A 24,668-nucleotide genomic window follows, 5' to 3' on the forward strand; every position below is an offset into this window, starting at 1 on the left:
GAAGGGCGACAAACGGATAGATTTAATCCGACGTATCCAAAAAATTCACGCGTTCGCGGTTTCCTCCAGCCACTGGCAGAAGCTTTGCGCCGCCGGTGTGGGCGGGCGTTGCGGGGTGACCAGCCAATAGCCGATATCGCCGAGCATCGGCGGCGTGTCGAAGGCCGGCACAAGGGCGCCTTCCTTGATTCGTCGTTCGATCATTCGCTGGCGACCCATGGCAATGCCCTGACCGGCCACGGCCGCTTCGACGACGATGTTGTAGTCGTGGAGCATGACGCTGGGCACATGAGCCAGATCGATGCCGCTGTGTTGCTGCCAGTCGATCCATTCGAACGGCTGGTGCGATTTGGCCATCAGCAAGGGCCCGTTGTTCACGCCTTTGGCCTTGAAGGCCGGGCTGCACACCGGTGTCAGGGTTTCGCCCATGAACCGGCGGGCCTCGACTCTCGCCCAGCCGCCCTTGCCATAGCGGATCGCCAGATCCACCTCGCCGGCGTCGACGTCGGCCAGTTGCACGGCGGGCAGCAGCTCGACATGGATGTTCGGGTATTTCGCGTGGAAGTCCGCCAGACGTGGTGCCAGCCATAAAGTGGCGAAGGAAGCGAGCAGACCGATGCGCAGAGTGGTGGGGCGCTCGCCGCGCAGTTCGTGGGTGGCGGCGGCAATCGCGGCCAGGGCCGGTTGGATTTGCCGGTAATACTGTTCGCCGGCAGGTGTCAGATCGATCGCCCGGGTGCGGCGCACGAACAATCGCTGATCGAGGAATTCTTCGAGTTTGTGCACCTGATGGCTGATCGCGCTTTGGGTCACCGACAGCTCATCGGCAGCCTTGATGAAACTCAAATGACGGGCCACGGCTTCAAAAGCGCGCAAGGCCATCAGCGGGGGCAGATCCTGATGCAGGGGCACGACGCAGATCCTTCTTATTAACGGCAAAGCGCCGATTGTGCGGGCAAATCCGGTGGGCGGTACATGAATTGTTGTACAGCGTTTAGGTCAGTGGCTGGTCAGCGCCTGCGTCAGGCCGCATTATTGGCGCAGTCCTGTCGGTGAACCGGCAGTTGTGATTCAGTCCAAGCGATGCACCGAACGCCATGAGCCAAGACGACAAGCTGATCGACCTCAACACTGAACGCGCCAAGCGTATCCATGACCTCAACGAGAAGCGCCTGAATGAGGTACGCCAGGCTTTCGAGCAGGCCATGCCGTTGGGCAAGCCGAAAAAAAAGCCAAAAAACAAACCGAAAAAGCGTTGATCTCCCCTGCATCCTTTGATGCAGGTCAGTTATTTCCCTTCCTTTCCTCCGTGCGGTGACCGGCATTGATCCCGGTCAATTCCTGCGCCTGCCTGATTGGTTAACTTGGTTCCATCGCAGCAGAGCAGGGGCCAGGAGGCCAGTCATGTTTTTCGATAACGTGGTGTTTGCCGGGGTCCTGACTGTGGGCCTGATGGTTCTGTTTTTTGCAGGGTTTGGATTTTTTATCTGGAAGGATGCGAACAAGCGCAAGAAGCGTTGATTCTTCTGGATTTGATGAGCACGCAAGGCATTTTGGGCAACTTCGGTTGCCCTTTTTTTTGTCTTCCTGGCGGCCTTTTGGCCGACCATGCTTTGAGTGTTTTTTGTGAATATCGGTTTTTCGGGTGTTGCGGCTGGCGGACTGCTTTTGCTTTGATCGTTCCCACGCTCTGCTTGGGAATGCCGCCCGGGACGCTCCGCGTCCCATTTCTGGAAGCAATAAAAAAGGCGTGATCCTTGCGAATCACGCCTTTTTCATTACAGCTGTCTATCAGCTACCCAGCGCTTTCGACGCCAGCCAGAACAGGCCGGCCGACAGGGCGACGGTGGCCGGCAGGGTCAGGACCCAGGCCAGCAGGATGGTTTTCACCGTGCCGCCTTGCAGGCCGCTTTTGTTGGCGACCATGGTGCCGGCCACGCCCGAGGAAAGGACGTGGGTGGTGGATACCGGCAGGCTGAAGATGTTGGCCAGGCCGATCAGGCTGGCGGTGGTGATCTGGGCCGACATGCCTTGCGAGTAGGTCATGCCTTGCTTGCCGATCTTCTCGCCGATGGTCAGTACCACGCGTTTCCAGCCGACCATGGTGCCCAGGCCCAAGGCCAGGGCGACCGCCAGAATCACCCAGAACGGGGCGTATTCGGTGGTGGTGGTCAGGTCTTTGCGCAGCTTGTCCAGGTCGGATTTCTCACGCGGGGCCAGGCCTGGCAGTTTGCTGACCTTCTTCGCAGTGTCGTCCAGGCAGAGCAGGTAACGACGCACTTCGATGCGGCTTTCCGAGGACAGCGAGTGGTAGTCCGCTACACCTTTAAGGGTGTCGAGCAGGGCGGCGATGGTCGGTTCGGTCTGTTGCGGGTTGCAACGGAATTTCTCCGGCAGGTCGCCTTCCACGCTTTTGCCCAGCGCCAGGAACTCGCCCAGGGTGTCGGCGTTGCGCTTGTAGAACTGGCTCAGATGCAGGGTCGCGTCACGAGTACGCTCGATCTGGTAGGTGGTGCTGTTCAGGTCGAGGACGAACTGCGCAGGCACGATACCGATCAGTACCAGCATGATCAGGCCGATACCTTTCTGACCGTCGTTGGAACCATGCACGAAGCTTACGGCCATGGCCGAGATCACCAGGACCAGACGGTTCCAGAACGGTGGGTGCTTCTTGTCGTCGATCTTGCGGCGCTGTTCCGGCGTCTTGTGCATCTTCGACAGCGGGCGCCACCATTTCAGGCCGATCAGCACCAGCGCGGCGATCAGGAAGCCCGCCATCGGCGAGAACACCAGCGAGGCGCCGATATCGATCGCTTTCTGCCAGTTGACGCCGTCGGCCAGTGGAATTTCGTTGATCAGGGCGTTGGCCAGGCCGACACCGAGGATCGAACCGATCAGCGTGTGCGAACTGGAGGCCGGGATACCGAAGTACCAGGTGCCCAGGTTCCAGGCGATCGCGGCGGCGAGCAGCGAGAACACCATTGCCAGACCATGGCCGGTGTTTACGTTGATCAACAGTTCTACGGGCAGCAGGTGCACGATGGCATACGCCACGCCAACGCCGCCCAGCAATACGCCGAGGAAGTTGAACACGCCCGAGAAGAACACCGCCAGGTGAGGCGGCATCGCTTTGGTGTAGATAACAGTGGCTACCGCGTTAGCGGTGTCATGAAATCCATTGATGAACTCGAAGGCGAGGACAAATGTCAGGGCGAGCAGGAGGCTCACAAGCACCCAGGCATCCAGTCCGCTGAATAAATCGATCATGAAGGTTTTCTGACCCGGTCATAAGGGGGCGCGATTATGCCAGAAAAGACTGGAAATCGATCCCCTACCTGCTCATCGGTTACCGACTTCGCCAAATTAATTTGTATCAAGGTGCATTACCCCAGCTTTCTGCATGGTTTTGCAAGCCATTGATTCAATTGATAAAAATGCGAGGCGTAGGCGAATTGGCCGGTTGTCGGGAGGAGGCTGAAACTTGTATGAAATATCTGAGAAACGCGTCTGACACACTCCAGACCTGCGCAATACAGGGGGAATTGGCCGCTGCCCGCGGGTAGCGGGCGCGCAAGGCATCGTCAGTCCACCGTGCTTGTAACCCGGTGAGTACGCTTACCCTCGAAAGATGCAAAGGACGGTTTCAAGGCTCTTCGGCTTTGAGTTCCTCTTCCATTTTTTTCAGTTCTTGCTGGAAGACCTGATCCTGAACGGTAGGGCGTTTACGCCAGGCTTTGCGTTCCGGTTCGGGCTGGGCGGCGTAGGTGGTGACTTCCCCGCCGTAAACTTCCTTGTAACGTTGTTCCTGGCGCTCAAGTTCCGCGCGCAGTTCGTCTTTCGTCACAGTGCTACCTGTATGAGTTGAGATAAATATCCGGTGAACGCACTGCATGAAGCATTTAACCGGTTCGTCGACCAACGCTTGCCTGGACAGGCAGCGGTGTTATCGGGAAGACGGCCGGGACTTCCATGTTGCAGGCGGCTACGGCACCAGATTAAAACTGACGCAGCATCAGTTTCCTGTTTCAGCGAGCGCGCTGGCGGTGCATGAGCAATGAGCATCAGGCGCTGGCCGGGGCTGGCGGCGATGGACATCGCGCCAGCGGGTGGCACCGTCGGCAAATAAAAAGCGCGGTGTCACTGAGGTGCATTATAGCGGCCGATTCGGGATTGACTATCTTTGCCAAGTTAAAAACGTTTGCGCATGTGTGATTGTTTTGTGACGTGCAACTTCCGGCAATAGTTGCATCTTTGTTGCGCAGTGTTTGATTTCTGGCGCCATTTAGTCGGACAACTAAGGCTCGTTAACTATGCAGGCGTTCCAGGTTCAAAACTGCTCGGAGCAGCCCGCCGGAGGAGGTCAGGGCGATTGCGATTATCGGTCGACGGTTCGATAATCGCCCGATGTTGGCGGTCTGTCGCTTGTGTATCTGCCGGCGAGCCGCTTGTATAGCCGTTGATCCGAACAAGAAAAAAAGGAACCACATGAACGATCAAATGCGCAATTCCTTCACCTCGGTAGCGCCGCCGATCGTCGCTTCGCCGGCCAAGCGTATCCAGGCCCTGACCGGCGATCCGGATTTCATGACCTCACTGGCCCGTGGCCTGGCGGTGGTGCAGGCGTTTCAGGAGCGCAAGCGCCACCTGACCATCGCCCAGATCAGCCACCGCACGGAAATTCCCCGCGCCGCCGTGCGCCGTTGCCTGCACACACTGATCAAACTCGGCTACGCCACCACCGACGGGCGCACTTATTCACTTCTGCCCAAAGTGCTGACCCTCGGACACGCCTATCTGTCCTCGACACCGCTGGCGGTCTCGGCCCAGCCGTACCTTGATCGCATGAGCGAGCAACTGCACGAAGCCTGCAACATGGCCACACTGGAGGGCGACGACATCCTCTACATCGCCCGTTCGGCAACCACTCAGCGTCTGATTTCGGTTGACCTCTCGGTGGGCGGGCGTTTGCCGGCGTATTGCACGTCCATGGGACGGATTCTGCTGGCAGCGCTGGACGACACCTCGCTGCGCGAATACCTCGACCACGCCGAACTGGTGGCCAAGACCAGCCGCACGATTCACACCCCCGACGCCTTGCTCGAATGTTTGCAGGAAGTCCGGCAGCAGGGCTGGTGCATCGTCGATCAGGAACTGGAGCAAGGCCTGCGTTCGATTGCCGTGCCGGTCTACGATGCTTCCGGCCAAGTGGTGGCCGCGCTCAATGTCAGCACCCACGCCGGTCGCGTCAGCCGCACCGAACTTGAGCAGCGCTTTCTGCCCGGCCTGTTGAGCGCCAGTCGTGACCTCAGTGCGCAGTTGTTCGCCTGATGAACCTGTTCGATAAACGCACAGAGTTGCGTTTATCGAATTGACGCTAAAACCCTCGGATCATTAATGTCGCGGCAGCGTCATCCGGCGCGAATGTGAATGAGCTCGCCGGATTGTCGACTCCCATAATAATGACAAGAGGCAACTTCCCATGCGCACGTTCCCCGACTGTCGCCGCTCCTGTTCCTGTTGCCGGCATTAGCGCAACGCCCGATTTCTTCCTTATATAGTTGTGACCGTGCCGCTCTCTGGCCGGCCGCCGTTCGACTGCGTTTTTTGCGTGGAATAAAAATAATGAACCAGCCTCAGTCCGCTGTAGGTCACTGCCTCGATGTGCAGTCCTTCATCAATGCCCAACCGATCTCGCGCTATCAGTGGCGCGTCGTGATCCTGTGTTTCCTGATTGTGTTCCTCGATGGCCTCGACACCGCGGCCATGGGTTTTATTGCTCCGGCGCTTTCCCAGGACTGGGGCATCGACCGCGCCAGCCTCGGCCCGGTGATGAGCGCCGCGCTGATCGGCATGGTCTTCGGTGCGCTGGGCTCCGGTCCGCTGGCTGACCGCTTCGGGCGAAAAGTCGTACTGGTCGGCGCGGTTTTTCTGTTCGGTGGTTTCAGCCTGGCCTCGGCCTACGCGACCAACGTCGATCAGTTGCTGGTGCTGCGCTTCCTCACCGGTCTGGGGCTGGGGGCCGGCATGCCGAACGCTACCACGCTGCTGTCGGAATACACCCCGGAGCGCAAGAAGTCGTTGCTGGTGACCAGCATGTTCTGCGGCTTCAACCTCGGCATGGCCGGCGGCGGATTTATTTCGGCCAAGCTGATCCCGGCATTTGGCTGGCACAGTCTATTGCTGATCGGCGGGATTCTGCCTCTGATCCTCGCTGTGGTGTTGCTGCTCTGGTTGCCGGAATCGGCGCGTTATCTGGTAGTGCGCAATCGCGGCACCGACAAGGTACGCAAGACTCTCGCCCCCATTGATCCTGCCACCGTCGCTCAGGCCGCGAGTTTCAGTGTGCCGGAACAGAAAACCGTCAAAGCACGCAACGTGTTCGCGGTGATTTTCTCCGGCACTTACAGCGTCGGTACGTTGCTGCTGTGGCTGACCTACTTCATGGGTCTGGTGATCGTTTATCTGTTGACCAGCTGGCTGCCGACCCTGATGCGTGACAGCGGCGCGAGCATGGAGCAGGCGGCGTTTATCGGCGCGCTGTTCCAGTTCGGCGGGGTGTTGAGCGCGGTCGGCGTAGGCTGGGCGATGGACCGGTTCAATCCGCACAAGGTGATCGGCATTTTCTACCTGCTGGCCGGGGTGTTTGCCTACGCCGTGGGGCAGAGCCTGGGCAACATCACGCTGCTGGCGACGCTGGTGCTGGTGGCGGGCATGTGCGTCAACGGCGCGCAATCGGCGATGCCCTCGCTGGCGGCGCGGTTTTATCCGACTCAGGGCCGCGCGACCGGTGTCTCGTGGATGCTCGGGATCGGCCGCTTCGGCGCGATTCTCGGGGCGTGGATGGGCGCCACCCTGTTGGGCCTGGGCTGGAATTTCGAGCAAGTGCTGACAGCGCTGGTGATTCCGGCGGGCCTGGCTACGGCAGCGGTCGTGATCAAGGGCCTGGTCAGTCACGCGGACGCGACTTGAGTTTCATTGCAGGATCGTTCCCACGTCGAACTGGCCTCAGCGGTGGCTCCACGTTGGGATCCCGAAGGAACGCGGAGCGTCCCGGGCTGCATTCCCACCCAGAGCGTGGGAACGATCAGTGACGGAAAGATAGGTTGATAACAATCTGTTCGATAAACGAACGCTCAGTCGATTATCGGATTGTTTGGCGAAAATCAGCGGCTTAATCTTCAGTGACTCCGGCGCAGAACCTCGCGCCTTTTTATTCACTGGCGATTCATTACAGAAACGGGAGCCCGCTCCATGGCTGAGATCCTTTCGCTGCACGACGCGGTGAAGCAATTCGTCAACGACGGCGACACCGTCGCGCTCGAAGGCTTCACTCACCTGATCCCTACGGCGGCGGGTCATGAAATCATTCGTCAGGGCAAGAAAGATCTGACCCTGGTGCGGATGACGCCTGACCTGATCTACGACCAACTGATCGGCGCCGGCTGTGCACGCAAGCTGATCTTCTCCTGGGGCGGCAACCCTGGCGTGGGTTCGCTGCACCGCCTGCGTGACGCGGTCGAGAAACAATGGCCGCACGCCCTGGAAATCGAAGAGCACAGCCACGCTGACCTGGCCAACGCCTACATCGCCGGCGCCTCCGGCCTACCGTTCGCAGTGCTGCGGGCCTACGCCGGTTCCGACCTGCCGAAGGTCAACCCGCTGATCAAATCCGTGACTTGTCCGTTCACCGGCGAAGTACTGGCGGCGGTGCCGTCGGTGCGTCCGGACGTGACCGTGATCCACGCCCAGAAGGCCGACCGTCAGGGCAACGTGCTGCTGTGGGGCATTCTCGGTGTGCAGAAAGAAGCCGCACTGGCCGCCAAGCGTTGCATCGTCACCGTCGAAGAAATCGTCGACAACCTCAACGCGCCGATGAACGCCTGCGTGCTGCCGACCTGGGCCTTGAGCGCGGTCTGTCATGTACCCGGTGGCGCGCATCCGTCCTACGCCCACGGTTACACCGAGCGTGACAACCGTTTCTATCAGGCGTGGGATCCGATCGCCCGCGACCGTGAGACGTTTACTGCGTGGATCAACGAATACATCCATGGCTGCGCTGATTTCAGCGAGTTCCAGGCCAAGTTGGCCGCTGCTTCGGAGGCCAAGTAATGACTTACACCACCAATGAAATGATGACCGTCGCCGCGGCCCGTCGCCTGAAGAACGGCTCGGTGTGCTTCGTCGGCATCGGCCTGCCGTCGAAAGCCGCCAACCTGGCGCGCCTGACCTCGTCGCCGGACATGGTGCTGATCTATGAGTCGGGCCCGATCGGCGCTAAACCCAGCGTATTGCCATTGTCGATCGGTGATGGCGAACTGGCGGAAACCGCTGACACCGTCGTGCCGACCGGTGAGATTTTTCGCTACTGGCTGCAGGGCGGGCGCATCGACGTCGGTTTCCTCGGCGCAGCGCAGGTCGACCGTTTCGGCAACATCAACACCACCGTGGTCGGCGACTATCACCAGCCGAAGGTCCGTTTGCCGGGTGCCGGTGGCGCGCCGGAAATTGCCGGCTCCGCCAAAAGCGTGTTGATCATCCTCAAGCAGTCGGCGCGTTCGTTTGTCGACAAGCTCGATTTCATCACCTCGGTCGGCCATGGCGAGGGCGGCGATTCGCGCAAACGTCTGGGCCTGCCGGGCGCTGGCCCGGTCGGGATCATCACCGACCTGTGCATCATGGAGCCGGAAGAGGGCACCAACGAGTTCGTGGTCACCGCGCTGCACCCGGGCGTGACCCGTGAGCAAGTGGTCGCCGCCACCGGTTGGGCCATTCGTTTTGCCGACAGTGTGGCCACCACTACTGAACCGACCGAAGTCGAGCTGGCCGCCCTGCGCGATCTCGAAGCCCGTACCGCAGCGGCCCACGGCCAGGCACCGGGAGAAGCATGATGCGCGACGTTTATATCTGCGATGCGATTCGTACGCCCATCGGTCGTTTCGGTGGAGGTCTGGCGGCGGTTCGCGCTGACGACCTGGCCGCCGTGCCGATCAAGGCCCTGATGGAGCGCAATCCGTCGGTGGACTGGAGCGCCATCGACGAAGTATTCCTCGGCTGCGCCAACCAGGCCGGCGAAGACAACCGCAACGTCGCGCGCATGGCGCTGCTGCTGGCCGGTCTGCCGGAGAGCGTGCCGGGCGTCACCCTCAATCGCCTCTGCGCGTCGGGGATGGATGCCATTGGCACGGCGTTCCGCGCCATCGCCAGTGGCGAAATGGAGCTGGCGATTGCCGGCGGCGTCGAGTCGATGTCCCGCGCGCCGTTCGTGATGGGCAAGGCTGATGCGGCGTTCTCGCGCAACATGAAGCTGGAAGACACCACCATCGGCTGGCGTTTCATCAACCCGTTGATGAAGGCCCAGTACGGCGTGGATGCGATGCCGCAGACTGCCGACAACGTCGCCGACGATTACGAAATTTCCCGCGAGGACCAGGACGCTTTCGCGCTGCGCAGCCAGCAACGTACTGCCGCTGCCCAGGCTGCCGGCTACTTCGCCGAGGAAATCGTCGAAGTGCGGATCGCCCACAAGAAGGGCGAAACCGTGGTCAGCCAGGACGAACACCCTCGCGCCGACACCACGCTTGAAGCGTTGAGCAAACTCAAACCGGTCAACGGCCCGGACAAGACGGTCACCGCCGGCAACGCTTCGGGGGTGAATGACGGTGCCGCCGCGCTGATTCTGGCCTCGGCCGAAGCGGTGAAAAAACATGGTCTGACCGCCCGGGCCAAAGTGCTGGGGATGGCCAGTGCCGGGGTTGCGCCACGGGTGATGGGCATCGGCCCGGTGCCGGCGGTGCGCAAACTCACTGAACGCCTCGGCGTTGCGGTCAGCGATTTCGATGTGATCGAACTCAACGAAGCGTTTGCCAGCCAGGGTCTGGCGGTATTGCGCGAGCTGGGGCTGGCGGACGATGCGGCCCAGGTCAACCCGAACGGCGGCGCGATTGCCTTGGGTCATCCGTTGGGCATGAGCGGCGCGCGACTGGTGCTGACCGCCCTGCATCAGCTGGAAAAGACCGGCGGCAAGAAAGGTCTGGCGACCATGTGCGTCGGTGTCGGCCAGGGTCTGGCCCTGGCCATCGAACGCATCTGACACACAGCCGTGACGAATTGAACAGAGGAAAGCGAAATGACTGACAAGCCTGGTTACCGCCGCCCGCAGGAAGGCACCCAGCCGCCGTACCTGCACCCGACCTATCAATCCACCAATCTGCGTTCGCCGTCCAAGCCGTTGGTGTTTCTGCCGCACTCGTTGTCGGAAATCACCGGCCCGACCATCGGCGCCGAGCGTGTGGCCGACACCGATAACGATCTTACCGCCCAGCATCAGGGTGAACCGCTTGGCGAGCGGATCATTATTCACGGGCGTGTGCTCGATGAAGACGGTCTGCCGGTGCCGGGGATTCTGGTGGAGATCTGGCAGGCCAACGCCGCCGGTCGCTACAACCATGCCCGCGACCTGCACGACGCACCGCTGGACCCAAACTTCACCGGCACCGGCCGCACCGTGACCGACGCCGACGGCTGGTATCAGTTCCAGACCATCAAGCCCGGCGCCTATCCGTGGGGCAATCACCACAACGCCTGGCGCCCGGCGCACGTACATTTTTCGCTGTTCGGGCCGAGCATTCTGACGCGCCTGGTCACGCAGATGTATTTCCCGGGCGATCCGCTGCTGGCGTACGACCCGATCTACAACTGCGTGCCGGACACCTCGGCCAAGGAACGCCTGATCGCCGCTTTCGATCTGGAAAAAACCATTCCGTCCTACGCCCTCGCTTATCGCTGGGACATCGTGCTGCGCGGCCGCGAAGCCACGCCGATGGAGAAATGAGATGACCCTGACTGCGACCACGTCCCACACCGTCGGGCCGTATTACCACATCGGCCTGACCTGGCTGAACCGTGAACACCTCGCCAATGAACTGACCCTCGGCCAGCGCGTGGCGATCAGCGGGCAAGTGGTGGATGGCAACGGCGATGTCGTCAACGACGCCATGCTCGAAGTCTGGCAGGCCAACGCCGCCGGCAAATACGATCACCCGGAAGACGAGCAGGCCAAACCGCTCGACCCGAATTTCGAAGGCTTCGGCCGGGTGCCGGTGGATGCCGAAGGGCGCTTCCGTTTCACCACGATCAAGCCGGGCACGGTCGAAGGCCTGAAGGGCACGACCCAGGCGCCGCATCTGGTGGTGCTGGTGTTCGCGCGCGGTCTGGTGAAGCACTTGCTGACGCGGATTTATTTCGAAGGCGATCCGGCGAACGTCAATGACCCGCTGCTCGAATGCGTACCGGCCGAGCGCCGCGCCACGTTGCTGGCGAAGCCGGATGCAGCGGGTGTTTATCAGTGGAATGTGATCCTGCAGGGCACTGATGCGGAAACCGTGTTCTTCGATTATTGAACCGGATACTGATCGTTCCCACGCTCTGCGTGGGAATGCATACCGTGACGCTCCGCGTCACAGTGGACGCAGAGCGTCCATGGCGGCATTCCCACGCGGAGCGTGGGAACGATCAGAGATCGGGTCTGGTTGGTGATCCAATGTGGAACGGGACTGTTGCGAAGTGTGTCTAGACTCTCACTGTCCCTATCGAGTGAAAAACAATGACAACCCTCACCTCCCATTACACCGGTGAAGAGCGCAGCAAGCGCATCTTTGCCATTGTCGGCGCGTCGTCCGGCAACCTCGTCGAATGGTTCGACTTCTACGTCTACGCCTTCTGCGCGATCTATTTCGCCCCGGCGTTCTTCCCCTCCGACAACCCCACGGTGCAACTGGTAAACACGGCAGGCGTATTCGCCGCCGGGTTCCTGATGCGACCGATCGGCGGCTGGATATTCGGTCGGGTGGCGGACAAGCACGGGCGCAAGAACTCGATGTTGATTTCGATCCTGATGATGTGCTTCGGCTCGTTGCTGATTGCCTGTCTGCCAACTTATAAGGACATTGGCGTCTGGGCGCCGTTGCTGCTGTTGTTCGCGCGTCTGCTGCAAGGCCTGTCGGTGGGCGGTGAGTACGGCACCACTGCGACCTACATGAGCGAAGTCGCGCTCAAGGGGCAGCGCGGGTTCTTCGCCTCGTTCCAGTACGTGACCCTGATCGGAGGGCAACTGCTGGCGGTGCTGCTGGTGGTGATCCTGCAACAGTTCCTGTCCGAAGAGGAATTGCGTGCCTATGGCTGGCGGATTCCGTTCGTGGTCGGGGCGGTGGCGGCGCTTATTTCGTTGTTCCTGCGACGCACGCTGAAAGAAACCACCAACAAGGAAACGCGTGAGCACAAGGACGCCGGCAGCATCAGTGCGCTGTTGCGCGACCACAAGGCTGCGTTCATCACCGTGCTCGGCTACACCGCCGGCGGCTCGCTGATTTTCTACACCTTCACCACGTATATGCAGAAGTACCTGGTGAACACCGCCGGCATGCACGCCAAGACCGCCAGTTACATCATGACCGGCGCGCTGTTCCTGTACATGTGCATGCAGCCGCTGTTCGGCATGCTCGCCGACAAGATCGGCCGACGTAACTCGATGCTCTGGTTCGGCGGCCTCGGTACGCTGTTCACGGTGCCGATCCTGCTCAGTCTGAAAAGTGTCGGCAGCCCGTTCCTGGCCTTCGTGTTGATTACTCTGGCGCTGGCGATCGTCAGTTTCTACACCTCGATCAGCGGCCTGGTGAAAGCCGAAATGTTCCCGCCGGAAGTCCGCGCCCTCGGCGTCGGCCTGGCGTATGCGGTGGCCAACGCGATCTTCGGCGGTTCGGCAGAATACGTCGCCCTGAGCCTCAAGGCTGGAGGGATGGAAAACGCGTTCTACTGGTATGTCACGATCATGATGGCCGTGGCGTTCCTGTTCAGCCTGCGCCTGCCCAAAGAAGCGAAGTATTTGCACCACGACCTTTAAAACCGATGCGCGCGGGCCACATCGGCCCGCGCCGGCAAGGACTGTTTATGACTCAGCGACCGGGCAATCAATTGTTCGATGCCTACTTTACTGCCCGCGATATGCGCGACGTGTTCTGTGATCAGGGCCGGGTGCAGGCGATGCTCGACTTCGAAGCGGCGCTGGCCCGGGCCGAAGCGCGGATCGGGTTGGTTCCGGCGGGTGCTGTGGCGTCGATCGAAAACGCCTGCCGCGCCGGGTTGTTTGATTTCGCAGCGCTGGGCGAGGCGATTGCCACGGCCGGCAATTCGGCGATTCCGCTGGTCAAGGCGTTGGGCAAACAGATCGCCGCGACCGATGCCGAAGCCGAGCGCTACGTGCATCTGGGGGCTACCAGCCAGGATGTGATGGATTCCGGGCTGGTGCTGCAATTGCGTCAGGCGCTGGAGTTGATTGAAGGGGAGCTGGCGCAGCTGGCCGACTCCCTCGCCATTCAGGCGCAGCGCCACGCCGCGATACCGCTGGCCGGGCGCACCTGGCTGCAACATGCGACGCCGGTGACGCTCGGCATGAAGATCGCCGGCTGGCTCGGCGCCGTGACCCGCAGCCGGCAGCGTCTGCGCGAACTCAAGCCACGGCTGCTGGTGCTGCAATTTGGCGGCGCGTCCGGCACCCTCGCTGCGCTCGGCGAGCAGGCGTTGCCGATTGCCCGGGCGCTGGCCGAAGAACTGCAACTGACTTTGCCGGAACAGCCTTGGCATACCCAGCGTGATCGCATCGTCGAATTTGGCGCTGTGCTTGGGCTGATCGCCGGCAGCCTCGGCAAATTCGGCCGCGACATCAGCCTGTTGATGCAGACCGAAGCGGCGGAAGTGTTCGAACCCTCGGCACCGGGCAAGGGCGGTTCCTCGACCATGCCGCACAAACGCAATCCGGTGGGCGCGGCGGTGTTGATCGGCGCGGCGACGCGGGTGCCGGGGCTGGTGTCGACGCTGTTCAGCGCCATGCCTCAGGAGCACGAACGCAGCCTTGGCCTGTGGCACGCCGAATGGGAAACCCTGCCGGAAATCTGCTGCCTGGTGTCCGGCGCGCTGAAACAGGCCCGGCTGCTGGCCGACGGTCTGGAAGTCGATGCCGCGCGCATGGCCCGCAACCTGGAACTGACCCAAGGCCTGGTGCTGGCCGAAGCGGTGAGCATTGTGCTCGCGCAACGGGTCGGCCGCGATACCGCGCATCATCTGCTCGAGCAATGCTGCAAACGGGCGGTGGCCGAACAGCGGCAACTGCGGGCGGTACTCGGTGACGAACCGCAGGTAACCGCCGAACTGAGTGCTACCGAACTGGATCATCTGCTCGATCCCGCCCACTACCTTGGTCAGGCGCAGGTCTGGGTCGAGCGGGCAGTGGCCGAACACAACGCATTGTCTGATTGAAAGGAGAGGGCTGTGGCTTTCGTTCAACTCGCCGATGGCGAACTGCATTACACATTGGAAGGCCCGGTCGATGCGCCGGTGCTGGTGCTGTCGAACTCGCTGGGCACCGACCTGCACATGTGGGACGTGCAGATGCCGGCCTTCACCGAACATTTCCGGGTGCTGCGTTTTGATACGCGCGGTCACGGCCAGTCTCTGGTGACTCCGGGCCCTTACAGCATCGAGCAACTGGGCCGCGACGTGCTGGCGCTGCTGGATGCGCTGCATATCGAACGCGCGCACTTCTGCGGTCTGTCGATGGGCGGCCTGATCGGCCAGTGGCTGGGGATCAACGCCGGCCAACGTCTGAACAAACTGATCGTGTGCAACACTGCGGCGAAAATCGGCGATCCGTCGGTGTGGAACCCGCGCATCGAAACCGTGCTGCGCGACGGCCCGGCGGCGATGGTCGCGTTGCGCGATGCATCGATTGCCCGCTGGTTTACCCCGGACTTTTCTGCCGCCAATCCCGCAGCGGCCAAGCAGATCACCGACATGCTGGCCGCGACCAATCCTGAAGGTTACGCCGCCAACTGCGCAGCGGTACGCGATGCGGATTTCCGCGAGCAGTTGGCGTCGATCACGGCGCCGCTGCTGGTGATCGCCGGTACCGAAGATGCGGTGACGCCACCGTCCGGCGGGCATTTCATTCAGGAGCACGTGCGCGGTGCCGAGTACGCCGAGTTTTATGCGGCGCACCTTTCCAACGTTCAGGCCGGCGACGCGTTCAGCGACCGTGTGCTGACCTTTTTGCTGGCCGATTGAGGGGATTCCCGTGGACGAGAAACAACGTTACGACGACGGCATGCAAGTGCGCCGCGCGGTGCTCGGCGACGCTCATGTCGATCGCAGCCTGACCACGCTGACCGAGTTCAACTCGGAATTCCAGGAGATGATCACCCGTCACGCCTGGGGCGATATCTGGACTCGCCCGGGCCTGCCGCGTCACACCCGCAGCCTGATCACCATCGCGATGCTGATCGGCATGAACCGTGAAGGTGAACTCAAGTTGCACTTGCGCGCGGCGGCCAACAATGGCGTGAGTCGCGGCGAGATCAAGGAAGTGATCATGCAGAGCGCGATTTACTGCGGGATTCCGGCGGCGAATGCGACGTTTCATCTGGCCGAGTCGGTTTGGGATGAGCTGGGCACCGAATCACGCGAGTAATCGTTGAATTCAAAGGATCGCAGCCAGTTGAAGACTGCGATCCTTCGAACCTCACACCTTGGCGACAATGAAAATCCGCTTGAACGCAAACAACGTATGGCCGTTTTCCTCCTGCGGATAATGCGCATGTACCCGCATCAGGTAGTGATAAATGAAGCGCGCCTGTTCCTCTGACGTCAGCCCCAGCATCACCGGTCGCAGCGCCGACACCTTCACCCAGTCATATACCGGCGACTTGCCGTCGACCACCTGCAACTGCTCGGTTTCCCAGATATCCAGCGACCGGGTCAGTGGCGCAAGCAAACGGTAGTAATCCTCCAGCGACAATAACGGCCGGGCCGCCATGCGCTCGCGCAGTTGTGGGCTGCCCAACGGTTTGCCACCGGGGCCGGCATCGTCGAGGGTGTCGAGCATCAGCCGGTACCACAGCGCATCGCGCCAGTCCGGCATGTGCGCGGCCAGACAACCGCCAAGGTTGAGGTGGCGGAGCAATCCCGGCAACAGCGTTCGATGGTCATCGATGAAGTGCAGCACGGCTGCGGCGAACAACAGGTCGGCCGGCTTGCGGGGTTTCCAGCGTTGCAGGTCGGCGTGTTGCCAGCGCGCCTTGATCGGCAGGCAACGGGCGACCTGAAGCATGTCCTGCGAACTGTCGATGCCTTTGAGGTTTGCCAGCGGCCAGCGATCTGCCAGAACCTTCGTGGCAATCCCGGTCCCGCAACCGAGGTCATAAATGCGTTGAGGATCGTCCAGGTCGACACGACCGAGCAATTCATCGACCGGTTGTTGCCTGAGACGGGAAAACTGCTGGTACGCCTTGGCATCCCAGTCCTTGTCGGCGGAAGCCGGTTTGAGTCGGGTGATCATGAGGTGGTCCTCCGGTGATCAGCAGGGTCTTCCGATGACAACCTGGCCAAGTCTTGAGGACCTACATCAACAGATAACGGAAGCGAAGAGGGTGGAGCACCTGAGTCCTTCAGGTTTTTCCACTCTAGATGATGGCTGGTGCAACGCCAGCCATTCGGACAGGCGGCCTAGAGCAGGCTGATGGGATAGCTGACGATCAGACGGTTTTCGTCGAACTCGTTGTTGCTGAAGTCACGACGCATGGTCGAGTTGCGCCATCTGACGTTCAGGTTCTTGAGCGCGCCGCTTTGTACGGTGTAGCCCAGTTCCGATTCGCGGCCCCATTCCTTGCCGTCAGTGATGGTGCCGGTGTGCACGTTGTCGCCGCTGATGTAACGGTTCATCAGGGTCAGGCCGGGCACGCCGAGGGCGGCGAAGTTGTAATCGTGGCGCAGTTGCCAGGAACGTTCCTGCGCGTTGTCGTAGCTTGCGTTGTAGCTGTCGTTGGCCAGAGTGCCGCCGCTGGTGCCGTTGACGCGCATCCAGGCGCTGTCGCCGGTGAGCTTTTGCAGGCCGACGTAGAAGGTGTTGCCGCCGTATCGCGCCGAGAACATGCCCGACCAGGTCTTGTTGTCGAGGTCGCCGGCACGGGCACTGCCGTCGTCCTTGCCGTAGAAGAAACCGAGGTTGGCGCCCAGGGTCCAGTCGCCGACCGGCTGGCTGTGAATCAGGTTGACGTATTGCTGGCTGTAGATGTCCTTGAGCTCGGCGTTCCACAGGCCGATCTGGGTGCGCTTGTCGTTGAACACGTATTCGCCGCCCTGGAAGTTGAAGCGATCGGAGGTGAAAGCGGCTTTGCCGGTCATCGACATGTCGCTCATGCTGCTGTCGTCACGGGGGCTGTTGGCGCGGAACTGGCCGCCGTAGAGAGTCAAGCCGTCGATTTCCTTCGAGGTGATCTGCCCGCCGCGAAAGGTCTGCGGCAGGGAGCGACCGTCGTCCGAACGCAGGATCGGCAGCACCGGCATCCACTCGCCGACCTTCACTTCGGTCTGCGACAGCTTTGCCTTGAACGCGACGTTGGTGCGGCCGAAGTTGTCCGCGGGGCGCCCGTCACGATCGAGCGGCAACAGTTGCGTGCCGCCCGTGCCTTTGCCGCCATCGAGCTTCACCGAATACAACCCCAGTACATCGATGCCGAACCCGACGGTGCCCTGGGTGAAGCCGGACTTGGCGTCGAGGATGAAGTTCTGCGTCCACTCTTCAGCCTTGCCCTGAGCCTTGGTCGGGTTGGTGAAGTTACGGTTGATGTAGAAGTTGCGCAGGTTCAGGTTGACCTTGGCCCCTTCGATGAAACCGGCTTCTTCAGCCGCGGCGGGCAGCGCGACGCCGGCCAGGGCGAGGGCGATCAGGCCGGGAAGTGCGTAGGGCGCAGGGGACGTTGTCATGTTCTCGGGTCTCTCTTGTTTTTTTGGGCGAACGGGGACGCTGCGGCCGTTTCTGAGGCGCAGGAATTCAATGGAATCAGGGGGCGAGCGGCGGCGATCAGCCGGATGGAGCAGGGCGCGGGAGCATGGTGTCGAACCTGTTGTTATTGGTTTTGTAGGGCAAATGGTGCGGGGAATTAACTGGAGGGTTCAATTGGCAAAAGCGGGTTTTGGGCGATTATCGAACGCAAGATAGATGACTGACATTTAGAATATTTCGATCTAAATATTAAATCCAACCATCTTTAATTGTTGCTGGACCTGTCAGATATGACAGTTGTTCTGATTGCGGATTTTCCCTAACGTTATTGTGCAAGGTAAATATGAAATTCAATTTTTTATGGGACGAATGATATGAATAGTTCAAAGCAGCCTGTTGGTTCAATGACGGTGCAACATCATATAGGTGGTCAGGTGGTAACACTTCATACCACTTCTTTTAGGTTTTTCCCTAAAGGGGAAAAATTTGCTTTGCTCGCTTATTTTGGAAACGATGGTGAAGAAGCACCAGTTTTGCAACTGAAGTGCAGTAGTAAATTAACTACTGGAACGTATCCCATCGAAATAAAAGAAAGTGAGTCGACGGTATCCGCAACCTGGGGAGTGGGAACGCTGGAGGGACTCTTCGGCGTTCGTGGTACAGGTGAAATTGAATTGAAAAAATTTTCATCTTCATTAACAGCTAACTTGATTGAAGGTTCTTTGTCGTTCCGAATTAAAGAGAGTGGAGTACCAGAGGAGCAAAAGGTGGTAGTCGAAGAGTTTAAAGTAGAGGAAAAATGATTATTGAAGTTTTGTCGCTGCAATAAAAAGCCCACTGTTTAGTGGGCTTTTTTTGAGTCAGAACAACTTCATCTTCGGCGCTTCTTCTTTCAGCGGCTCGTTCTGCGCGGTCTGCGCATTCCAGCCACCGCCCAGTGCCTTGTACAGGTTGACCGCACTGGTCAGCTGCGCGAGGCGGTCGGTGATCAGGGCTTGTTGGGCACTGAACAGCTGACGCTGGGCATCGAGGAAGGTCAGGTTGCTGTCGACGCCGATGCGATAGCGACGCTCGGCCAGACGGTAGTAGTCCTGGTTGGCAGCGACGAAATCACGCTGGGCCTGCAACTGCTCGGTGTAGGTCTGGCGCGCGGCCAGGCCATCGGCGACTTCCTGGAAGGCCGTTTGAATGGACTTCTCGTAGTTCGCCACGCCAATGTCCTTCTGGATCTTGGCGTAGTCGAGGCTGGCGCGCAGGCTGCCGGCGTTGAAGATCGGCAGGTTGATCTGCGGCTGGAACAGCCACGTACCCGAACCGCCCTTGAACAGGCCGGACAGGTCCGGGCTCAGGCTGCCCGCGTTGGCGGTCAGGCTGATGCTCGGGAAGAACGCTGCGCGGGCCGCGCCGATGTTGGCGTTGGCCGCCTTCAGGTTGTATTCGGCCTGAAGGATGTCCGGACGACGTTGCAGCAGATCCGACGGCAGGCCGGCCGGCACGTCGGCCAGCAGGTCATCCGACAGCGGTTTGGCCGCTTGCAGGTTGGCCGGCACACCGGTGCCGAGCAGCAGAGTGAGGCTGTTTTCGTCCTGGGCGACCTGGCGGGTATAACGCGCCAGTTGAGCCCGGGCGTTCTCGACCGAAGTGCGCGACTGTGCCAGGTCCAGCGCCGAAGCCACACCGACTTCATTGCTGCGGCTGGTCAGCTTGTAGCTTTCCTCGAAGGCACCGAGGGTGTCCTGAGTCAGCTTGAGCAGTTCCTTGTCGGCCTGCCAGGTCAGGTAGGCATTGGCCACGCTGGCCACCAGACTGATCTGGGTGCTGCGGCGCGCTTCTTCGGTGGCGAAGTATTGTTGCAGCGCTTGTTCACTCAGGCTGCGAACCCGACCAAACAGGTCGAGTTCGTAGGCGCTGATGCCGACGGTAGCGGAGTAGGAACTGGTGATCGTCGAATCACCGGTCTGCGACGCACGGGCCGGAACCCGCTGACGGCTACCGCTGGCATTGGCCGACACGGCCGGGAACAGATCGGCACGCTGGATGCGGTATTGAGCCGCGTAGGCGTCGATGTTCAGCGCCGCGACACGCAGGTCGCGGTTGTTTTCCAGGGCGACCTGGATCAGCTGCTGCAGGGCAGGGTCATGGAAAAACTGCTTCCAGCCCTGTTCGGCAGCGGCCTGCGCCGGTGCCTCGGCCGGCGAGTACGCCGGGCCCTGCGGGAATTGCGCAGCCACCGGTGCTTCAGGCTGCTGATAATCCGGTATCAGCGAGCAACCGCTCAGCACGAACGCGGCGACTGCGATGGAGAGTAGCGACTTGCTCATTGGCCAGCCTCTTTAGGAGTTTCGATGGTGTCATCCTTGTCGGCGTTTTTGCGCTGACCCATGGACGACACAGTGACGAAGAACAGTGGGACCCAGAAGATCGCCAGAACGGTGGCAGTGATCATACCGCCAATCACCACGGTGCCGATTGCGTGCTGGCTGCCCGAACCTGCCCCGGTGGAAATTGCCAGAGGCACCACGCCGAGGATGAACGCCAGGGACGTCATGATGATCGGACGCAGACGCATGCGGCAAGCCTCGATGGCGGCATCGCGCAGACTGCTGCCCTGTTCGTGCAGTTCCTTGGCGAATTCGACGATCAGAATGGCGTTTTTCGCCGCCAGACCAATGGTCGTCAACAGACCCACCAGGAAGTACACGTCGTTGGACAGACCGCGCAGACTGGTCGCCAGCAATGCCCCGATGATCCCCAGCGGTACGACGAGCACGACGGCGATCGGAATCGACCAGCTCTCGTAGAGAGCCGCCAGACACAGGAACACCATCAATAGCGACAGCGCGAACAGTGCCGGCGCCTGCGAACCTGCCAGACGCTCTTCATAGGACAGACCGGTCCAGGAAATACCGACACCCTTCGGCAGTTTGGCAGCAATCGCCTCGACCTCGGCCATGGCTTCACCGGTGGAGTAGCCGGGCGCCGGGGCACCGAGGATCTCGACCGCTTCCACACCGTTGTAACGCGACAGCTTCGGCGAACCGTAGATCCACTCGCCCTTGGCGAACGCGGAGAACGGAACCATGGTGCCGGTGGCGTTGCGTACGTACCACTTCTTCAGGTCTTCCGGGCTCATGCGCGAGTCCGGACGGCCCTGCACGTACACCTTCTTCACCCGACCACGGTCGATGAAGTCGTTGACGTAGCTACTGCCCAGCGCAATCGACAGGGTGTTGTTGATGTCGGCGATGGTAATGCCCAGGGCACTGGCCTTCTCGTCATCGATTTCCAGCTGGAACTGCGGCTCGTCGTTCAGACCGTTCGGACGTACCTGCGTGAGCACCTTGCTTTGCGCGGCCATGCCGAGGAACTGGTTGCGCGCAGCCATCAGCTGATCGTGACCGATACCGGCACGGTCTTGCAGGAACACGTCGAAACCGGTGGCGTTACCCAGCTCCAGTACCGCTGGCGGAGCGAAGGCGAATACCATCGCATCGCGGAAGGTAAAGAAGTGCTGCTGGGCGCGTGCGGCGAGTTTGAACACGCTGTTGTCGGCGTTCCGCTCGTGCCACGGCTTGAGCATGATGAATGCCATACCCGAGCTCTGGCCACGGCCGGCGAAGTTGAAGCCGGTCACGGTGAACACCGACGCTACGGCGTCGCCTTCACCGCCATCCTTGGTCGGACGCAACAGGAATTCACGCATTTCATCCACGACCACCTGAGTGCGCTGGGCACTGGAACCGGCCGGGGTCTGCACCTGGGCGAACAGTACGCCCTGGTCTTCTTCCGGCAGGAAGGACGATGGAATACGCATGAACAGCCAGATCATGCCGATCAGAATCAGCGCGTAGGCCAGCAGGTACGGCACTTTCTGACGCAGAATGTTACCGACACCGCGCTCGTAGCTTTTGACGCTGCGGTCGAAGTTGCGATTGAACCAGCCGAAGAAACCTTTTTTCGGGGTGCCATGTTCGCCGTGCGGAATCGCCTTGAGCATGGTGGCGCACAGCGCCGGGGTGAAAATCAGCGCAACCAGTACCGACAGCGCCATGGCCGAGACGATGGTGATCGAGAACTGTTTGTAGATCACGCCGGTGGAACCACCGAAGAACGCCATCGGCAGCAGAACCGCCGACAGTACCAGGGCAATACCGACCAGGGCGCCCTGGATCTGGCCCATGGACTTTTTGGTCGCTTCCTTGGGTGACAGCCCTTCCTCGGCCATGACCCGCTCGACGTTTTCCACCACGACGATGGCATCGTCCACCAGCAGACCGATGGCCAGCACCATGCCGAACATGGTCAGGGTGTTGATGCTGAACCCGGCCGCCGCGAGGATGCCGAAAGTACCCAGCAGTACCACTGGCACGGTCATCGTGGTGATGACGGTGGCGCGGAAGTTCTGCAGGAACAGGAACATCACCAGGAACACCAGCACGATCGCTTCGACCAGGGTTTCAACCACACCCTTGATCGACTCGGTCACCACCGGGGTGGTGTCGTACGGGAACACCACTTCCATCCCTTGCGGGAAGAACGGCTTGAGGCTGTCGATGGTGTTGCGCAGTGCTTTTGCAGTGTCGAGGGCGTTGGCGCCGTTGGCCAGTTTCACCGCCAGACCGGAAGCCGGGCTGCCGTTGAACTGGGCGCTGATCGCATAGTTCTCGCCACCCAGGCCTACGTCGGCGACGTCTTTGAGGCGAACCTGCGAGCCGTCCTTGTTGACCTTGAGCAGAATCTCTTTGAACTGCTCGGCGGTCTGCAGACGGGTCTTGCCGATGATCGTGGCGTTCAGCTGCTGGCCCTGCACGGCAGGCAAGCCACCGAGCTGACCGGACGAAACCTGGACGTTCTGCGCCGCAATCGCGGTTTTCACGTCGACCGGGGTCAGGTTGAAGTTGTTCAGCTTGGCCGGGTCGAGCCAGATGCGCATCGCGTACTGGGCACCGAAGACCTGGAAGTCACCGACACCGGCGGTCCGCGAGATCGGATCCTGCATGTTCGACACGATGTAGTTGGACAGGTCGTCCTTGGTCATGCTGCCGTCACGCGACACCACACCGATCACCAGCAGGAAGTTCTTCACTGCCTTGGTCACGCGGATACCCTGTTGCTGCACTTCCTGCGGCAACAGCGGGGTGGCCAGGTTCAGCTTGTTCTGGACCTGGACCTGCGCGGTGTCGGAGTTGGTGCCTTGCTCGAAGGTCGCGGTGATGGTCATGCTGCCGTCGGAGTTACTTTCCGAGGACACATAACGCAGGTTGTCGATACCGTTGAGTTGCTGCTCGATCACCTGGACCACGGTGTCCTGAACCGTCTGTGCCGAAGCACCCGGGTAGGTCACGGAGATCGCAATGGCCGGTGGCGCAATGCTCGGGTACTGGTTGATCGGCAGCTTCAGGATCGAAAGTGCCCCGACCAGCATGATCACCAGGGCAATTACCCAGGCGAAAATCGGACGGTCGATGAAAAATTTTGACATGGATTACTCCCCTTTGCCGCCGGCGGCTTTGTCAGCTGCCTGAGCGGGGGCCGGGTTCTTCTTGCCGACGTTGGTCGCTTCGGTCGGTTTGACCTCAACACCCGGTTTGACGAATTGCAGCCCTTCGGTGATCAGGCGATCGCCGGCCTTCAGGCCGTCTTCGATCAGCCACTGGCTGCCGACGGTGCGACTGGCCTTGAGCTGACGCAGTTCGACCTTGTTGTCCGGGCCGACGACCAGCGCGGTCGGAGTGCCTTTGAGGTCGCGGGTCACGCCTTGTTGCGGTGCGAGGATCGCGGCGCTGTTCACACCGGCCTGCAACTGCGCGTGGACGAACATGCCCGGCAGCAGGGTGTGATCCGGGTTCGGGAACACAGCGCGCAGGGTCACGGAACCAGTGGTCTGATCGACCGACACTTCGGAGAATTCCAGCTTACCGTCGAGCTTGTACTGGCTGCCGTCTTCCAGGGTCAGCTTGACCGCAGCGGCGTTGTCGCCGGCTTTCTGCAGACGGCCGCTTTCCAGCTCGCGGCGCAGTTCCAGCAACTCGACCGAGGACTGGGTGACGTCGACATAGATCGGGTCCAGTTGCTGGATCACGGCCATCGCGTCGGTCTGGCCGCTGCTGACCAGCGCGCCCTCGGTCACCGAAGAGCGGCCAATACGACCGGAGATCGGTGCGTAGACCTTGGTGTAGCGCACGTTGATCTGTGCGCTCTGCAACGACGCTTCCGATTGCAGGCGGTTGGCCACGGCGGTGTCGTATTCCTGACGGCTGACCGCCTGCTCGTCGACCAGTTGCTTGTAGCGGTCGGAGATCGACTTGGTCGAGCGCAGGTTGGCTTCGGCGCTTTTCAGGGTCGCTTCATAGACCGACGGATCGATCTGATACAGCTGCTGGCCGGCTTTGACATCGCCGCCTTCCTTGAACAGACGCTTGAGAATGATGCCGTTGACCTGCGGACGAACTTCGGCGATGCGGAACGCACTGGTGCGGCCCGGCAGTTCGGAAGTCAGGGTAAAGGCTTGTGGTTGCAGGGTGACGACGCCGACCTGAGGAGGTGGTGCGGCGGGAGCCGCCTCTTCCTTTTTACATCCGCTGAGCAGCGATGCCAGGGCGACGGCAGTGACCAGAGCGGTAACAGCTGGCTTGAATTGCATGAAGATCCTCGGGTCAGGCGCGCGAAAAGCGCACAAGAAGTGTGGAAGGGTAAAAAAGGGTTACCGGGTGGATAAGTAGCTTGCTAATGAATATACTTACGTTCATGGTTGTTTGTAAACACCTTGGCTGCGTACCCAACCGGTTACAAAAGTCGTGGCAAGGTCTGAAATTGTAGGCCGGGGAGTCGATCCGCG

General features: G+C 60.7%; 23 protein-coding genes. 15 read left to right on the forward strand and 8 right to left on the reverse strand.

The features are described 5' to 3' along the window. Positions 1–45: 45 nt before the first annotated feature. On the reverse strand, positions 46–912 hold the full coding sequence (locus tag CAF73_RS10695; RefSeq protein ID WP_085702654.1) for a LysR substrate-binding domain-containing protein: 867 nt from the start codon (positions 910–912) through the stop codon (positions 46–48). 185 nt (positions 913–1,097) lie between these two features. On the opposite strand from CAF73_RS10695, the gene CAF73_RS30155 reads away from it, so the two are divergent. Continuing rightward, positions 1,098–1,259, forward strand: a complete 162-nt coding sequence (locus CAF73_RS30155) for a hypothetical protein (protein ID WP_170929710.1) — start codon at positions 1,098–1,100, stop codon at positions 1,257–1,259. Positions 1,260–1,404: 145 nt separating this feature from the next. Further along, positions 1,405–1,521: a cytochrome c oxidase subunit CcoM gene (gene ccoM, locus CAF73_RS30660; protein WP_305880187.1), complete on the forward strand. Its 117-nt coding sequence runs from the start codon at positions 1,405–1,407 to the stop codon at positions 1,519–1,521. A 270-nt stretch (positions 1,522–1,791) separates the two neighbouring features. Here ccoM and CAF73_RS10700 read toward each other — a convergent pair whose 3' ends face one another. Together CAF73_RS10700 and CAF73_RS10705 are read right to left on the reverse strand one after the other, a co-directional pair. Beyond that, complete coding sequence (locus CAF73_RS10700; RefSeq protein WP_085697448.1) at positions 1,792–3,267, reverse strand: inorganic phosphate transporter; 1,476 nt, start codon at positions 3,265–3,267, stop codon at positions 1,792–1,794. A 376-nt stretch (positions 3,268–3,643) separates the two neighbouring features. Further along, on the reverse strand, positions 3,644–3,844 hold the full coding sequence (locus CAF73_RS10705) for a hypothetical protein (RefSeq protein ID WP_007957826.1): 201 nt from the start codon (positions 3,842–3,844) through the stop codon (positions 3,644–3,646). Positions 3,845–3,890: 46 nt separating this feature from the next. On the opposite strand from CAF73_RS10705, the gene CAF73_RS30160 reads away from it, so the two are divergent. From CAF73_RS30160 to pcaC, 12 genes are all read left to right on the forward strand, one after another. Further along, positions 3,891–4,058: a hypothetical protein gene (locus tag CAF73_RS30160; RefSeq protein WP_170929711.1), complete on the forward strand. Its 168-nt coding sequence runs from the start codon at positions 3,891–3,893 to the stop codon at positions 4,056–4,058. A 427-nt stretch (positions 4,059–4,485) separates the two neighbouring features. Further along, a complete protein-coding gene (gene pcaR, locus CAF73_RS10710; protein ID WP_007917109.1) occupies positions 4,486–5,328 on the forward strand; it encodes a pca regulon transcriptional regulator PcaR in 843 nt (280 codons plus the stop codon). 294 nt (positions 5,329–5,622) lie between these two features. Next, positions 5,623–6,969 (forward strand): MFS transporter, encoded by a 1,347-nt coding sequence (locus CAF73_RS10715; RefSeq protein WP_085697449.1) that lies wholly within the window; start codon positions 5,623–5,625, stop codon positions 6,967–6,969. Between the two features lie 282 nt (positions 6,970–7,251). Then, a complete protein-coding gene (locus CAF73_RS10720) occupies positions 7,252–8,109 on the forward strand; it encodes a CoA transferase subunit A (protein WP_085702655.1) in 858 nt (285 codons plus the stop codon). Next, positions 8,109–8,888 carry a CoA-transferase subunit beta gene (locus tag CAF73_RS10725; RefSeq protein ID WP_085702656.1) on the forward strand — a complete coding sequence of 260 codons (780 nt, stop codon included), beginning with the start codon at positions 8,109–8,111 and terminating at the stop codon, positions 8,886–8,888. Before CAF73_RS10720 ends, CAF73_RS10725 begins: the two co-directional genes overlap by 1 nt. Continuing rightward, positions 8,885–10,090, forward strand: coding sequence for a 3-oxoadipyl-CoA thiolase (gene pcaF / locus CAF73_RS10730; RefSeq protein WP_176247721.1), 1,206 nt, complete (start codon positions 8,885–8,887; stop codon positions 10,088–10,090). The genes CAF73_RS10725 and pcaF overlap by 4 nt, the downstream gene beginning before the upstream one ends. Before the next feature lie 36 nt (positions 10,091–10,126). Beyond that, entirely contained in the window at positions 10,127–10,831 is a 705-nt protein-coding gene (gene pcaH / locus CAF73_RS10735) for a protocatechuate 3,4-dioxygenase subunit beta (RefSeq protein WP_011332820.1), read from the forward strand. Between the two features lies 1 nt (position 10,832). After that, on the forward strand, positions 10,833–11,399 hold the full coding sequence (pcaG, locus tag CAF73_RS10740) for a protocatechuate 3,4-dioxygenase subunit alpha (RefSeq protein ID WP_085697453.1): 567 nt from the start codon (positions 10,833–10,835) through the stop codon (positions 11,397–11,399). A gap of 203 nt (positions 11,400–11,602) precedes the next feature. Beyond that, positions 11,603–12,898, forward strand: coding sequence for an MFS family transporter (locus CAF73_RS10745; protein WP_085697454.1), 1,296 nt, complete (start codon positions 11,603–11,605; stop codon positions 12,896–12,898). 47 nt (positions 12,899–12,945) lie between these two features. Next, positions 12,946–14,310: a 3-carboxy-cis,cis-muconate cycloisomerase gene (locus CAF73_RS10750; RefSeq protein ID WP_085702674.1), complete on the forward strand. Its 1,365-nt coding sequence runs from the start codon at positions 12,946–12,948 to the stop codon at positions 14,308–14,310. 12 nt (positions 14,311–14,322) lie between these two features. Further along, a complete protein-coding gene (gene pcaD / locus CAF73_RS10755) occupies positions 14,323–15,114 on the forward strand; it encodes a 3-oxoadipate enol-lactonase (protein ID WP_085702658.1) in 792 nt (263 codons plus the stop codon). A gap of 10 nt (positions 15,115–15,124) precedes the next feature. Further along, entirely contained in the window at positions 15,125–15,517 is a 393-nt protein-coding gene (pcaC, locus tag CAF73_RS10760; protein ID WP_011332825.1) for a 4-carboxymuconolactone decarboxylase, read from the forward strand. Between the two features lie 51 nt (positions 15,518–15,568). Here pcaC and CAF73_RS10765 read toward each other — a convergent pair whose 3' ends face one another. Together CAF73_RS10765 and CAF73_RS10770 are read right to left on the reverse strand one after the other, a co-directional pair. Continuing rightward, positions 15,569–16,384, reverse strand: a complete 816-nt coding sequence (locus CAF73_RS10765) for a methyltransferase domain-containing protein (RefSeq protein ID WP_085702659.1) — start codon at positions 16,382–16,384, stop codon at positions 15,569–15,571. Positions 16,385–16,551: 167 nt separating this feature from the next. Further along, positions 16,552–17,811, reverse strand: coding sequence for an OprD family porin (locus CAF73_RS10770; protein ID WP_085697457.1), 1,260 nt, complete (start codon positions 17,809–17,811; stop codon positions 16,552–16,554). Positions 17,812–18,204: 393 nt separating this feature from the next. On the opposite strand from CAF73_RS10770, the gene CAF73_RS29755 reads away from it, so the two are divergent. Next, positions 18,205–18,633, forward strand: coding sequence for a hypothetical protein (locus CAF73_RS29755; RefSeq protein ID WP_139832571.1), 429 nt, complete (start codon positions 18,205–18,207; stop codon positions 18,631–18,633). A 57-nt stretch (positions 18,634–18,690) separates the two neighbouring features. On the opposite strand, the gene emhC is transcribed toward CAF73_RS29755, so the two are convergent. Genes emhC through emhA form a run of 3 tightly spaced genes read right to left on the reverse strand, consistent with a single transcriptional unit; the run spans position 18,691 to position 24,473 of the window. Further along, entirely contained in the window at positions 18,691–20,151 is a 1,461-nt protein-coding gene (gene emhC, locus CAF73_RS10775; RefSeq protein WP_085702660.1) for an efflux RND transporter outer membrane subunit EmhC, read from the reverse strand. Beyond that, entirely contained in the window at positions 20,148–23,312 is a 3,165-nt protein-coding gene (gene emhB / locus CAF73_RS10780) for an efflux RND transporter permease subunit EmhB (protein ID WP_085702661.1), read from the reverse strand. Before emhB ends, emhC begins: the two co-directional genes overlap by 4 nt. Positions 23,313–23,315: 3 nt before the next feature. After that, positions 23,316–24,473, reverse strand: coding sequence for an efflux RND transporter periplasmic adaptor subunit EmhA (gene emhA, locus CAF73_RS10785; RefSeq protein WP_039771445.1), 1,158 nt, complete (start codon positions 24,471–24,473; stop codon positions 23,316–23,318). Positions 24,474–24,668 lie beyond the last annotated feature (195 nt).

Source organism: Pseudomonas sp. B15(2017) (assembly GCF_002113215.1).
Lineage (GTDB): Bacteria > Pseudomonadota > Gammaproteobacteria > Pseudomonadales > Pseudomonadaceae > Aquipseudomonas.